General features: G+C 61.0%; 10 protein-coding genes. 2 read left to right on the top strand and 8 right to left on the bottom strand.

Going from position 1 to position 12,995, the window contains the following annotated elements; translation table 11 throughout:
• Positions 1-157: 157 nt before the first annotated feature.
• The 4 genes from KKW20_RS01725 to KKW20_RS01710 all read right to left on the bottom strand — a co-directional run bounded on the left by KKW20_RS01725 (position 158) and on the right by KKW20_RS01710 (position 4,993).
• The gene (locus tag KKW20_RS01725) at positions 158-973 is read right to left on the bottom strand and encodes a trypsin-like serine peptidase (RefSeq protein WP_214565530.1); all 816 of its coding nucleotides are present in this window, start codon (positions 971-973) and stop codon (positions 158-160) included.
• Positions 974-1,065: 92 nt separating this feature from the next.
• The gene (glcF, locus tag KKW20_RS01720) at positions 1,066-2,373 is read right to left on the bottom strand and encodes a glycolate oxidase subunit GlcF (RefSeq protein ID WP_214565528.1); all 1,308 of its coding nucleotides are present in this window, start codon (positions 2,371-2,373) and stop codon (positions 1,066-1,068) included.
• 2 nt (positions 2,374-2,375) lie between these two features.
• Positions 2,376-3,506: a glycolate oxidase subunit GlcE gene (gene glcE, locus KKW20_RS01715; RefSeq protein ID WP_214565526.1), complete on the bottom strand. Its 1,131-nt coding sequence runs from the start codon at positions 3,504-3,506 to the stop codon at positions 2,376-2,378.
• A gap of 56 nt (positions 3,507-3,562) precedes the next feature.
• A complete protein-coding gene (locus KKW20_RS01710; protein ID WP_214565524.1) occupies positions 3,563-4,993 on the bottom strand; it encodes an FAD-linked oxidase C-terminal domain-containing protein in 1,431 nt (476 codons plus the stop codon).
• Between the two features lie 87 nt (positions 4,994-5,080).
• Between KKW20_RS01710 and KKW20_RS01705 the strand changes: the two genes are divergently transcribed.
• Together KKW20_RS01705 and KKW20_RS01700 are read left to right on the top strand one after the other, a co-directional pair.
• A complete protein-coding gene (locus tag KKW20_RS01705; protein WP_214565522.1) occupies positions 5,081-5,782 on the top strand; it encodes a DUF599 domain-containing protein in 702 nt (233 codons plus the stop codon).
• Positions 5,779-6,129 carry a hypothetical protein gene (locus KKW20_RS01700; RefSeq protein ID WP_214565520.1) on the top strand — a complete coding sequence of 117 codons (351 nt, stop codon included), beginning with the start codon at positions 5,779-5,781 and terminating at the stop codon, positions 6,127-6,129. Before KKW20_RS01705 ends, KKW20_RS01700 begins: the two co-directional genes overlap by 4 nt.
• Here KKW20_RS01700 and KKW20_RS01695 read toward each other — a convergent pair.
• From KKW20_RS01695 to KKW20_RS01680, 4 genes are read right to left on the bottom strand one after another with little or no spacing between them, the layout of a single operon-like run.
• Positions 6,096-8,183 (bottom strand): hypothetical protein, encoded by a 2,088-nt coding sequence (locus tag KKW20_RS01695; RefSeq protein ID WP_214566038.1) that lies wholly within the window; start codon positions 8,181-8,183, stop codon positions 6,096-6,098. The two genes, KKW20_RS01700 and KKW20_RS01695, sit on opposite strands and share 34 nt — an antisense overlap.
• Positions 8,184-8,191: 8 nt before the next feature.
• Positions 8,192-11,053: a DUF4159 domain-containing protein gene (locus KKW20_RS01690; protein WP_246534388.1), complete on the bottom strand. Its 2,862-nt coding sequence runs from the start codon at positions 11,051-11,053 to the stop codon at positions 8,192-8,194.
• Positions 11,020-11,883: a DUF58 domain-containing protein gene (locus KKW20_RS01685; protein ID WP_214566036.1), complete on the bottom strand. Its 864-nt coding sequence runs from the start codon at positions 11,881-11,883 to the stop codon at positions 11,020-11,022. The genes KKW20_RS01690 and KKW20_RS01685 overlap by 34 nt, the downstream gene beginning before the upstream one ends.
• A 26-nt stretch (positions 11,884-11,909) precedes the next feature.
• Positions 11,910-12,938 (bottom strand): AAA family ATPase, encoded by a 1,029-nt coding sequence (locus KKW20_RS01680; protein ID WP_214565519.1) that lies wholly within the window; start codon positions 12,936-12,938, stop codon positions 11,910-11,912.
• Positions 12,939-12,995: the final 57 nt, after the last annotated feature.

Below are 12,995 nucleotides of genomic sequence, written 5' to 3'. Positions count from 1 at the left end.
TAATAGGCATCAGCCATTTTCAGGACGATGCCATGCGGTGCGTATTTCTCGGTCGGGTCGCAATAGGGGATGTTTGCTTCAGCGGATGCCGGTGCCACCAAAGAACAAACGGCGGACAACAGCACGGCCAAGATATTTACGTGTTTCATCAGTCCCTTTAGGGCCGAACGAATTTCGCACCGCCATCCGGGTTGGGTTCAATTTGAATGCGGCGCGCGGTGGGCTGGATCGCGTTAAACACCCCATCCGAACTTGCTAAAATAGCGCGCATTTCGGCCAAGGGGGCCTCAAGATTGGTGCCCAAAGACACCGGCATATCGCGCACCGTGGCCTTGGCGGAGATCACCGAAACAATCCGCGCGGTGCCATTTTCCACAACAAAAACAGGCGCACCCGAGGATCCGTAATCCACTTCGCAGGACATCACCAAGACGCCCGATTGGCGCGCTAGCACCTGACACATTTCCTGAAGCGCCGGGCTTTCGGCGCGGTCATGGGCATAAGACACCACCCCCACTTCGGCCCCTTTTCGGGGGCGGTGGAAGGTTTCAAACGGTTTGACCGATGATTTTCGGATCGGCTGATCCAATTCTAAAAGCGCCAGATCATTCACCACGCGCGCGGCTTTGTTGAGGTCTTTGAACTCAAAATTCGGGTGCACAACGGCGCGCCGCACCCCGCGATAAGCCGAGGCACGACCATTGCGCCAGCCGGCCAAAAATTCGATTTCGGTGGGGTCATATTCGCGGCCCGTGGCCTTATCAAACAGGCAATGCCCGGCCGTCAGCACCAGATTTTCGGCAATCAACGCCCCGGTGCAAAAGCTTTCACCGCTCATATTTAGGCGGCCCACGCCTTCCCAGCCGCGATTATCATCAGCGGTCATCATTTTACGTAATGGGGACGGGTCGGAGGCCCCCAATGGGCCTGCAAACCACAGGACCATCGCGAGCAACGCGATCAGTTTCTTCATATCTCTGCCTCAAACCGGGGCTTTTTGCCCTCTTGTCCTTCGACATTAGGGGCAAATCGGGTTCAGGAAAACGAAAAACTGTTAAGGCGTGGTTAATTGGCGATTAATTTCCCCGAAGTCTCAGAAAGCTTGCGCGGCTGCGGCCCACCGGTCGCCCAATCCAAAAGCTCTACCGTATGCACCACAGGCACCCCGGTGCCCGACCCGATCTGCATCATACAGCCGATGTTGCCCGCGGCGATGATCTCTGGCGCTTTTGCCTCTAAGGTTCTGACTTTACGCCGTTTTAACTCTGCCGAGATTTCAGGCTGCATCAGATTATAGGTGCCCGCAGACCCACAACACAGATGGGCGGCAGCAGGTTCCACCACCTCAAACCCGGCCCGTTTCAGAAGAGTTTTGGGGTGTGTTTTGATCTGTTGCCCGTGTTGCAAGGAACACGCAGCGTGATAGGCAACGCGCTTGTTCATCTTGGTTTCCGGGATCTCAAGGGTGATTAACAGCTCGCTCACATCCATCGCCAGTTCGGCCACTTTGGCGGCGTCTTCGGCCAATGGGTCCTGCGCAAACATATGGCCGTAATCCTTGACCGTGGTGCCGCAGCCAGAGGTGTTGATCACAATCGCATCCAACCCCTCGCCGCGCGCCTCACCCATCCACGCGTTGATGTTCGCCGCCGCTTGCGCGTGGCTTGCGTCGACTTTGCCCATGTGATGGGTCAGCGCACCACAGCACCCCATGCCTTTGGCCACCACAACCTCGCACCCCAATCGGGTGAGCAGGCGGATGGTGGCATCATTAATGTCGGTGTCCAGCGCCTTTTGCGCACAGCCCGTCAGCATCGCCACGCGTTTTTTGCGCGCGCCTTTGGCCGGGAACACTTGTGGCTGGTCGTTCTTGCTGGGTTTGGGCAGCTTCGGCGGCGCCATTTCCAGCATCGCGGTCAGGCGCGGGTCCGGCATGAATTTGCGCAAAGGCCGCCCCAGCCGCGCAGCGTTCATCGCAAGGCGAAAACGACCTGGATAGGGGATGATATTGGCAAGCGCCCAGCGCAACAGGCGATCAAACAGCGGGCGCTTATACGTCGCCTCGATATGGGCGCGCGCGTGGTCGATAAGATGCATGTAATGCACCCCCGACGGACAGGTCGACATACAGGCCAGACAGGACAGGCATTTGTCCACATGCTCTACGGTTTTTTTATCCGCGGCACGCCCGGCCTCAAGCATATCTTTGATCAGATAAATCCGGCCACGAGGGCTGTCGAGCTCATCGCCCAAAACCTGATAACTGGGGCAAGTGGCGGTGCAAAAGCCACAATGAACACAAGATCTTAGGATCTCATTGGCGCGTTTGATCGCCGGGTCTTTCATCTGTTCGTCGGTGAAATTGGTCTGCATATTCAGGCCCCCATCAAGCCGGGGTTAAACACCCCGCGCGGATCAAATTTGGCGCGCAGCCCTTGGGTGAGGGCGGCAATTGGTTTGGGCTCTGGCGGGAAAGCGGGTGCCATTTTGCGCGCCTGATCAGCGCCGCGAATAAGCGTCGCGTGACCGCCCAACTTGCTGACTTCCGCGCGAATTACAGCGGCGTGCGCATCCTCGGATGCCGTGTCCGGCAACATGAGCCAGACCAAGCCGCCGCCCCAATCATACAGCGCCTCAGGTGCCAGCGGTGCCAAAGCCGCCACCAGTTCCGGGCCGTCTGAGGGTTTAAGTGAGATGCGCCAGACCGCGCCTTCGCGCCCCGCAAAAGGGGTGACATCGCGCAGTTCCGCCCATTTCGCGGCTGAGACCGCGCCCGTCACCACTTCAAACCCCGGCAGAACACTGTCTTGCAACGCCCCCGCACGGTACGCAACCGAGCCTTCCAGCCCTTCAATGCGCACGCGTGTTTCGCCGTTCACAACCCCCGCCCCTGTCACGTCAAAAGGCGATCCCAAAGCGGCGGACAGGCTGGCAACGGCTTGGCCGGCGCTCTGACCTTGGCAAATCAACGTGGCCTCGGTTTCTGGGATCGACAGGACCTTTAGGCTGACCTCGCTCATCACACCCAAGGTGCCCCAACTGCCGCACATCAGCTTTACAAGGTCATAGCCCGTCACGTTTTTCATGACGCGCCCGCCGTTTTTCAGGATCTGGCCTTGGCCGTCCACAAACCGCACACCAAGACAGAAATCACGCGCCGCCCCCACCTGAATACGGCGCGGACCAGAGGTGTTGGTGGCCATGATACCGCCAATGGTTGGCGTGCCGGAACTGCCCAAAAGCGCGCGGTGATCCATCGGTTCAAACGCCAAACGCTGACCTTCATTGGCCAACATCTCGTTGATTTCGGCGACCGGTGTACCCGCGCCCGCGACCAACGTCAGCGCGCCGGGTTCATACAAACTCACCCCTGAGAGGCCGGCGGTGGACAGTGTCAGCCCCTCAACCGGGCTGCCAATATCACGCGTCCCCCCGCCCTGAATATGCAAAGGCTCTGCCGCGGCGGAAATCAGATCGGCCAGTTCCGCTTCTCGTGTGGGTGTCATCATTTTCTTGCCTCAAATACCTTGGGGTGAGCGCAAAGCGCGAGGGGCAAAGCCCCTCATCCGCGCCGCGTTTCAGTGGTCGACAAAGGAAACACTTTGGCTGGGTTCAGAATCCATTTCGGGTCAAACACATCCTTGACCGCAAGTTGGATTTCCAAATCTTCATCCGTGTATTGCCTGCGCATCAAATCGCGTTTTTCAACGCCCACACCGTGTTCGCCGGTCAGGCACCCGCCAACTTCGACACAAAGGGTGAGGATATCCGCCCCCAAAGCTTCGCATTTCTCAAGATCGCCGGGTTTGTTGGCGTCAAACAGGATGAGCGGGTGCATATTGCCGTCCCCTGCATGAAACACATTGCCGACACCAAGGCCGTATTCCGCGCTCATCTCTCCAATGCGCCTTAACACGAAAGGAAGCTCGCTGACCGGGATTGTCCCATCTAAGCACATGTAATCATTGATCTGCCCCATGGCACCAAAGGCCGATTTACGCCCCAACCAGATCGCGGCGCTTTCGGCGGCCGAGGTGCTTTCGCGCAGTTCAACCGGGTTGTGGGTCTTGGCAATTTTGATGATGCGCGCAAGCTGATCGTCGATCTCAGCGTCCGATCCTTCAACCTCGATGATCAACAGCGCCTCACAGTCCGGGTATCCCGCTTTGGCGAAATCTTCGGTGGCGCGAATGACCGGCCGGTCCATAAACTCGATCGCAACCGGCAGGATACCGGCCTTGATGATGTCCGACACGCAGGCGCCTGCAACCTCATTGCTGTCAAAGCCTACAAGCACCGGCCGCGCGCCTTCGGGTTTGGCCAGAATGCGCAACGTGGCCTCGGTCACGATGCCCAATTGCCCTTCAGAGCCGCAGATCAGCCCCAACAGATCCAGCCCGCCCGCGTCCAGATGCGCGCCGCCAATTTCAACCACTTCGCCGTCGGCCATCACCATGGTCACGCCCATCAGGTTGTTGGTGGTCACGCCGTATTTCAGGCAATGCGCGCCGCCGGAATTCATCGCGATATTCCCCGCAATCGCACAGGCCAATTGGCTGGAGGGATCAGGCGCGTAGAAAAAACCCTCTTCTTCCACAGCGCCAGTCACCGACAGGTTGGTGCGCCCGGTTTGCACTTGGATAAATCGGTTGTCGTAATCCGCATCAATCACATCCGTAAGCCGCGCCACGCCAAGTATGACCGAATCTGCCGTGGGCAAAGCCCCGCCCGCAAGCGAGGTCCCCGCCCCGCGTGGCACAACGGGCACGCCCTCTTCAAAACAGACCTTCATCACCGCCGACACCTCGGCCGTACTCGCCGGCAAAACCGCGCAAAGCGGCGGGCATTTATAGGCCGTGAGGGCATCACATTCATAAACGCGGGTCTGGATTGGGTCATGGATCACCGCCCCTTTTGGCAGCACCGCCTGAAGGCGCGCCACAATCTGGGATTTACGGGCCAAAATCTGTTCACTTGGCTTGGGCATTTGCATTGAGAAAGCCTCGCTATCTGGATTGGTAATAAATTATAACCAATTTACTGATTTGGCAAGCATAGAAGAACAGACTATGCAATTGGTATGACTTTCGCTGATCGCATCGCCCTGTTTTCACCCCTGGATGGTTTCGCCGTCGCCCTGATCCTGACCTCATGGGTTTTGATCGGCTGGCGCATTGAAAACTCATCCTCGACCACCCCATCGGTGTCGTCCCTGATGGCGCAGTATCGACGCGATTGGATGATCCAGATGATCACCCGTCAGCCACGTATTTTTGACAGCGCCATTTTGGGCACATTGCGACAAGGCACCACGTTTTTCGCATCCGCCACGATGATTGCCATCGGCGGCGGGCTGGCGCTTTTGGGCAAAACAGAAGAGCTTCAGGGCGTTGCGCAAAACCTGACCCAAACCAATGCCCCCACTTTGGTGTGGGAGGTTAAGATCCTGTTGGCATTGTTGTTTCTGACCGACGCGTTTTTGAAATTCATGTGGTCGCATCGCTTGTTTGGCTATTCAGCGGTGATGATGGCCTCGGTTCCCAATGACCCCGATCACCCCGCCGCCGTGCCACGCGCACAAAAGGCAGGCGAGCTGAATATCACCGCCGCGCGCAGCTATAACCACGGGCTGCGGTCAGTCTATTTTGCGATGGCGGCGCTGGCGTGGATGATTGGCCCCGGCACGTTGATCGCGGCCACATTGGTCACAATTTTGGTGTTGTGGCGGCGTGAATTTGCATCACACTCCCGCACTATTTTGCTGCAAGGAGACCTGGAATGAGGATCTGTCTCCCGCTGATCGCCTGTCTTGGGTTTGCCCTGCCCGCTTGGGCGGATTTCCCCGTGATTGAGGAGGCAACGCTTAACGGCAACAGCCTGTCGGTCACCCTTAGCCACCCGGACACAGGCTGGGATCACTATGCGGATGGGTGGGAAGTGTTCACGCCTGACGGCACCTCACTCGGCCTGCGTGTTCTGGCGCATCCCCATGTAAATGAACAACCTTTCACCCGGTCGCTTGGCAATATCAACGTGCCAGACGGTGTGACAGAGCTGCATATTCGCGCGCGCTGCAACCGGGATGGATGGTCTGATCAGATGTTTGTGCTGCCGCTGCCCGCACGCTGAGCGGTCCGCGCGCGCCCTTCCCACAGCCACGCCGCCAACATGCCCCCTGCTGCAATCAACAGCCAGACCCAACGCGGCAAGGCGGGGGCCACGCGTAGATCGCGGCTGAAATAGGCGCCGCGCGGGGTATAACCGATCCAACCGCGCCCCGCCGCGACCTGATCCACCCGCACCGGGCGCAATCGTGGCATGCCATCCTCAATGCGCCAGACCCGCCCACCAGTTTCCGTGACAAACGGCGTCAGGGGCACGGGGTCGGCCAAGGGGGCGGCAAATTCAAGCGGGGCCGCCTCGCCCAATACGGCCACAACCGATTGATCGTCTTGCGAAAAACGGTACACCCCAGCGGGACCATTGGGCAAAGTGGCGGTGAAACGGCCCGGGCCGTCCGGCTGCATTTCAATCGGGAACCTCCCCCCATCGGGGCCGATCACCATGAGGTCGCCAACGCTTGGCGCAAGCGTTTGGCGGGTGATCACAACCTGCCCGTTTTTCGCCACCGCCCGCAGCGCCTCTTCCTCAAGCTCAGGTTCGCCCATCATCCAATGGGCCAAACGGCGCAGGAGTTCCAATTGCGGCCCGCCGCCTTGATATCCGCGCGCCCAAAGCCAGACCTGATCGGATCCCAACAGCGCAACACGCCCGTCGCCCACACGGTCCAGCGCCAAAAGCGCGGCCCCTTCGGGCGACTGCATCACCACCTGCCCACCGGTCACATCCAGGTCCTGATGGCGCAGCCACGGTCCCCAGTTGCCGGCCCCATCAAGTGCCTGTGTCACCGGGTGGCGCAGGCCAATTTCGCTCAGTTCAGGCTGCACCACGCCCTCAACCACGCGGCCAGTTGGGCGCGCGGGCAGCACATCCCCCAAAGGTGAACGCGACAGGCTTTCGGCCCCCGAAAACTCTGGCCCCGCCGCCACCAGCACCGCGCCCCCGTCTTCGACATAGTGACGCACGCTTTCCAGATAGATCCCCGGAAGGATGCCGCGCAGCCGGTAACGATCAAAGATGATCAGGTCAAATTCGTCGATTTTCTCGATGAACAGGTCCTGCGTGGGAAAGGGGATCAGGCTGAGTTCATTCACCGGCACCCCGTCTTGCTTGTCAGGTGGGCGCAGGATTGTAAAATGCACAAGATCAACAGAAGCATCTGATTTCAAAAGGTTACGCCACGTTCGCGTGCCAGGATGTGGCGCGCCCGTGACCAATAGCACCCGCAGACGATCCCGAATGCCATTGATGCGAATGGCGGCCTGATTGTTGCGTGGGGTCAGCTCACCATCCAGCGGGGTCAGGGCCAGATGCACCAATGTCTCCCCCCCATGCGTCAATGTCAGCGGCAGGGTCAGATCGCGCCCCGCTGCGACCTGATGGCGGGTCGGGGCGGCCCCATCAATGGACAGAAGAATTTCAGCAGGCTGGTCAGGGGCAGGCCCCAACGCCTCGACGCGCAGGCGCAGGGTGATTTCCTCGCCCGTGACGGCGAAACGAGGCGCTTCGGCCACACTCAATCGGCGATCCCACGCGGTGCGCACGCCGCTTAACAACACATGCGCAGGGGCCGCGAGTGTGGCCACGCGCCCAGTCAATTGCCCCGCGTCTTCAACCGCGCCATCGCCGATCACCACAACGCCGGCCAATTGATCCGCCGGGATCTCGGCCAAGGCGGCGTCCAGATCAGCGGCCATAAGGGTGCCGCGCCCTTCGGCGTCATCCCCCACGCGGCGCAGAACCAGCTCTGCTCCGGCCGATGCTGCGGCCTCGCGAAGCCAGCGCAAGGCCTGTTGGCTTTGCCCAAGGCGCGGACCAAGACTTTGCGACGCGCTGTCATCCACCAATGCCAAAAGCACGTCTGGCAAGGGATCTCGGGTTTCCAACTGTACCGACGGGCCCGCAAGCGCCAGCAAAATTGACACAAGCGCCAGCCCGCGCAGGACCCAGCCCGCCAATCCGCGCCACAGCGCCACGCCCAGAACCATAATTGTGCATCCAGCCAACACCCAGATCAGCCCCATTGGCACCCATGGGGCGAAAAAGATCTGCCAGCCCGTCATCCCCCCCGTCATTGCCCCAACCTTTGCAGCAACGCCGGAATATGCACCTGATCGGATTTGTAATTGCCGGTCAGAACATGCATCACCAGATTGATCCCAAACCGCAGCGCCATTTCGCGTTGCCGGTCCCCCGCCCGCCCCCGCCCGACGGGCAAAAGCGGCGCACCATCAGGGCGCACGGCCCAGGCCCCGGCCCAATCATTGCCGCCAATCATCACCGGGGTGACCCCATCGTTTAGCACGCGGAACGGCACCCCCTCTTGCGCTTCGGCCCCCGGCGGCGCAGCCTCCGCCCAAACCGGCCCGACGTGACGGCCGGGAAAGGCATCCAGCAGATAAAAGGCGCGGGTGACAACGTGGTCTTCCGGCACCGGATCAAGCGGCGGCAGACCCAAAGGCCCGGCAAGGGCGCGCAGTTTTCGCGCCTCGGGTCCATCGCCGCCAACCCCGGCATCGCGCGTGTCAAACAGGATCAATCCCCCCGCCGCCAAATACCGTGAAAGCCGGTCATAGGCCGCAGATGAAGGCTGTGCCTGCGCGCTGGAAATTGGCCAATACAAAATGGGATACACAGCCAGCGGATCACGTTCCAGATCAACCCCGACCGGCAAAGCGGGTTCCACCGACGTACGGATAAAAAGGGCATCAGACAGCCCCTGCAAACCCGCCTGCGCCAAGGCGTCCAGCGCAGCGTCGCCCGTTAAAACATGGGCCAATGTGACCTCGGCGGCGGCGGCGATCACGTCCACTTCGGCGGAGGGCTGTTCTTGCGCGTTGCCCATTGAGGGCAAGATCAGCGGCATGACCAAAGCAAGGGCGACGATCATCCCGCTCGTCTGCGCCGCCTTGCGCCGCGCCAAATTTCCGGTGATCCAAAGCGTTGCAACCACGTCGATCAAAAGAAGCGTCAGGCCAAGGCTCAGCACGGGGCCCGACAGATCGCGCAGCCGATCGGTTTGACCCCATTCAGGCACAATCGTTGCGGGCCATTGAGCGGATTTCAGGTGATCGCCCATCGCCAAAGCATTGACCACAGCCTGGCGGGTTTCATCTTGATACACGCCCGGCGGCACGGCGGCGCTGGCGCGGGTTTGAACCGCCTGCTGCAGGGCATGATTGTCGATGGGGCGCACGGGGTCTTGTGCGACAAGCCGTCCGTCCGCACTGAGTTTCCGGGTTAGCTGCCAGACGGGCGGACGATCCGACCTGCCCCCCTCCGCCACGATGACCTCGCCGTTCGTCGCCTGACCTGCGCCCCCCGCGCTGCTTGTCATCAGCCGTTTCAGCATCTCGACAAAGAGCCCGGAGAGGACAAGCGAGGACCATTCCGCATTTGCCCCCACATGCACCAAGATCACCTGCCCACCGCCCAAAAGCTTGCGCGTCACCAGCGGGGTTCCATCGGCCAGTTCCGCCAAAGTGCGGGCCGCGAGATCAGGGTCGGGTTCTGCCAGAACCTGACGTGCCACGGTGACGTCGCTGGGAATATCGAGGCCGTAAAACGGGCTATTTGCCGCAAATGGCGCGAGGGTTTGCGGGCTGCCCCAACTCATCGCGCCACCAACCACACGCCCCCCGGCCCGCAGACGCACCGGAAGCAGCACGTCTTCGCGGGCAAAGCCGCCCTGCGCGCCCTGCCCGCCGCGTGACGCCTGTGCCGCGGCCAGTCGCGGCCCGGCAAAGCGCAACAAAAGCCCGCCATTGGCCACCCATTTGGCCAATGCGCGTTGATCCGGTTCAGCCAGCTTCGGCACGTCAGGCAGGATGATCACATGGGGGCTTGCGCGCAGCACATCGTCGATTTGCAGCGCCTCGATGATTTCGGCGCTTGGTTCAAGGGCCGCACGCAGGAAATGGTCGGGCGACAGGAGCGCCAAGGTCTCATTCTTTTGTGCGCCAATCAGGGCCACGCGGCGACGGGTCAGCGCCTCGCCCACCAATGTCACGCCCCCTGCGCTTTTGGCATCGGGCAGTTCGAACCAGCTGATGCGGTGGCGTAATTCCGGCGGCAGGGACAGGGTGATTTCCGCCTGATCAGCGCCAGCAGCAAATATCGCATCCGCCTGCACCAAGGGGCGCAATTGCCCGGCGGGATCACGGCCCATCCCTTGTATCAAAAGGGTTTTGGCTGGCCCTGCGTGCGCGCGCTGCACGGTGAGCGTTATCTCGCCGTTTGTCATCTGCGCGGGGGGCAATCCGTAAATCGCGCTGTTGGGTTCAAGGATTGTAACGGTGCCTTTGTTGGACCGGCTGTTCAGGATCTCGGCGCGGCCATCGCGGGCAATCCCGTCTGACAGCCACAGAAATTCCCCTTTGGGCAGCGACATAAAAGCGGGCGTGTCGTAAGGGGCATCCCACGCGGCAGGCTGCATCGCGGCCAGTTTTTCACGCCACAGGCCAGCCGCGGAAAAGGGCGCGATTTCAGAAAGATGCGAGCGCACCACAACCGCCATACGCCCCTGTTGCTGGGCCTCAAGAAGCACCTGATCCACCGCATCAACGCGCGCTTGCCAATTGGCGGCTGCGGGCCAGAAGCTGTCGATAAACACCACCAGCGGACCTTTTTGCGCGGCGCGCTCTTGCGGGTTCAAAACCGGCCCCGCAAAGCCAATGATCAGCGCGGCAACTGCCAAAAGTCGCAGCAAGATCAACCACCACGGGCTGCGCTGCGCCTCGGGTCGATCTTCTTTCAAGCCCAACAGCAATGTCATCGCGGGGAACACCCGGCGGATCGGGGCGGGCGGGACGGCGCGCAACAGCCACCACAGCACCGGCAGGGTGATCAGCGCCACCAAGATCCAAGGCGACAGAAATCCGAAAGATGCCAAAGCCCCCATCAGCGCCGCGCCTCTAACGCGTGATACAGCCATAACAGCGCGTGACTTGGCGGGGCAGAGGTGTCATGGCAATGATAGGCCCACGCCCTGCGGCGGCACATGGCGGCAAGCGCATCTTTGCGGGCCGCGAGCCGTTTAAGATAGGGCGCGCGCAGATCGGCGGCCTCTTGTGTTTCCATCTCCAGAACGGCGCCCATATCCTGAAACAGGCTGCGCCCGGCAAAGGGAAAGTCCTGTTCTGCCGGATCGAGAATTTGCAAAAGCGCGCCGTGTACCTTGCGGCTCGCGGCTTGGCTGAGGGCGGCATCCAGCAGGTTTGGGTCGCCCAACCCGTCGGTCAGGAAAATCGCACGGCCCCGCGGACGCAGGTCTTTTGGCACCTCTGGCGCGGCTAACAGATCTGTCAAACGGTCGGGCAACGTCGCCTCAGCGCACAGCGGCGCTCGCGCGGATCCCAAAAATCCAACCCGCTCTCCCGCACGTAAAAACAGCATGGCGGCGGCCAGCGCGATCACCGTGGCGCGCGTGGATTTACTGGGGCCATTTGCATCCGAGCCATAGCGCATCGACAGTGCCGGATCGACCCAAAGTGTGATGGTTTGTGCCGCCTGCCATTCGCGATCGCGGATATAGGCCTGATCCGATCTCGCGGATCGACGCCAATCAATCCGGTGCGCCGGATCGCCCGGTTGGGCGGGGCGAAATTGCCAAAACGCATCGCCTTGCCCTGCCCGTCTGCGCCCATGATCCCCCAGCATCACGGTATCCGCCAAATGGCGGGCGTCACTCAGCAAGGGCGGCAAGCCAGCGGCAAGCGTCGCCGCCTTCTGCCCCAACGCCTGTGGCGCCACCTTTTGCGGCATTTGGGAGTGAGGTCGCGGGGCGAGGGTCACGCGGCCGCGTCCAGCCGGGACAGCGCCGCATCAATCAACGCGCCCAACTCTATCCCTTCGGCACGCGCACCATATCCCAGCGCCATCCGGTGACGAAGCACCGGCCGGGCCAAGGCCCGCACATCGCTGGCATTTGGCGCCAGACGCCCATCCAGCAAAGCCCGCGCCCGCACCAACAGCATCAAGGCCTGTGCGGCCCGTGGTCCCGGCCCCCAACTGACCGCCTGTTTTAACGCATCAGTCGCGGTCGGGTCGTCGGGGCGACAGCTTCGTACCAGATCGAGGATCATCGTCATTACCGCCTCGCCAACCGGCATTTGGCGGATAAGTTCTTGCGCGCGGATCAACCCCTGTGCATCCATCACCTGTTTCGGCGGGCCGGATTGCACCCCGGTTGTGGCCAAAAGAATATCGCGTTCCGCATCGCGCGACGGGTAGCCCACGTCGACTTGCAACAAAAACCGATCCAGCTGTGCTTCGGGCAACGGATAGGTGCCGTCTTGTTCCAGCGGGTTTTGTGTGGCGAGGACGTGAAAGGGTGTGGGCAGATCATGGGTTTGCCCGGCGATCGACACTTCGCCTTCTTGCATCGCTTGCAGCAGGGCGGATTGGGTGCGGGGGCTGGCGCGGTTGATCTCATCGGCCAGCAGAAGTTCACAAAAGACCGGGCCGTGGATAAAGCGAAAATGGCGGGTGCCATCGGTGGCCTCTTCCAGCACTTCGGCGCCCAGTATATCGGATGGCATCAGGTCGGGGGTGAATTGAATGCGCCGATCATTCAGCCCCATCACGGTTCCCATTGTTTCCACCAGGCGGGTTTTGCCCAGCCCCGGCAAGCCGACCAAAAGTGCGTGACCGCCGGACAAAAGGGCCGCAAGCGCCAGTTCGATCACCTGTTCTTGCCCAATAATCCAGGTGGTGATCTCGTCACGGGCCGCAACCAATTGGCCGGACAGGGTTTCCAATTCAAAGACGGCACCAGAGGGGGTCTCGGGTGCGGTTTCAATTACGGTGGTCTTCTGCATGGAATTTCCTCCGAATGAATATTAGGTTGTATTTAAGTCTGAATTCACGCGGGGAAC

It is taken from the genome of Aliiroseovarius lamellibrachiae, assembly GCF_018599245.1.
In the GTDB taxonomy this organism is placed as follows: domain Bacteria; phylum Pseudomonadota; class Alphaproteobacteria; order Rhodobacterales; family Rhodobacteraceae; genus Aliiroseovarius; species Aliiroseovarius lamellibrachiae.
The sequence above is the reverse complement of the archived record's forward strand: the minus strand, read 5'-3'. Positions and strand labels throughout refer to the sequence as shown.

Coding starts and splice junctions, on each gene's coding strand:
- KKW20_RS01690 (WP_246534388.1), bottom strand. CDS start 11,053: ATGGCTGTATCACGCGTTAGAGGCGCGGCGCTGATGGGGGCTTTGGCA.
- KKW20_RS01695 (WP_214566038.1), bottom strand. CDS start 8,183: ATGACGGGCTGGCAGATCTTTTTCGCCCCATGGGTGCCAATGGGGCTG.
- glcE (WP_214565526.1), bottom strand. CDS start 3,506: ATGACACCCACACGAGAAGCGGAACTGGCCGATCTGATTTCCGCCGCG.
- KKW20_RS01705 (WP_214565522.1), top strand. CDS start 5,081: ATGACTTTCGCTGATCGCATCGCCCTGTTTTCACCCCTGGATGGTTTC.
- KKW20_RS01680 (WP_214565519.1), bottom strand. CDS start 12,938: ATGCAGAAGACCACCGTAATTGAAACCGCACCCGAGACCCCCTCTGGT.
- KKW20_RS01725 (WP_214565530.1), bottom strand. CDS start 973: ATGAAGAAACTGATCGCGTTGCTCGCGATGGTCCTGTGGTTTGCAGGC.
- glcF (WP_214565528.1), bottom strand. CDS start 2,373: ATGCAGACCAATTTCACCGACGAACAGATGAAAGACCCGGCGATCAAA.
- KKW20_RS01685 (WP_214566036.1), bottom strand. CDS start 11,883: ATGCCGCAAAAGGTGGCGCCACAGGCGTTGGGGCAGAAGGCGGCGACG.
- KKW20_RS01700 (WP_214565520.1), top strand. CDS start 5,779: ATGAGGATCTGTCTCCCGCTGATCGCCTGTCTTGGGTTTGCCCTGCCC.
- KKW20_RS01710 (WP_214565524.1), bottom strand. CDS start 4,993: ATGCAAATGCCCAAGCCAAGTGAACAGATTTTGGCCCGTAAATCCCAG.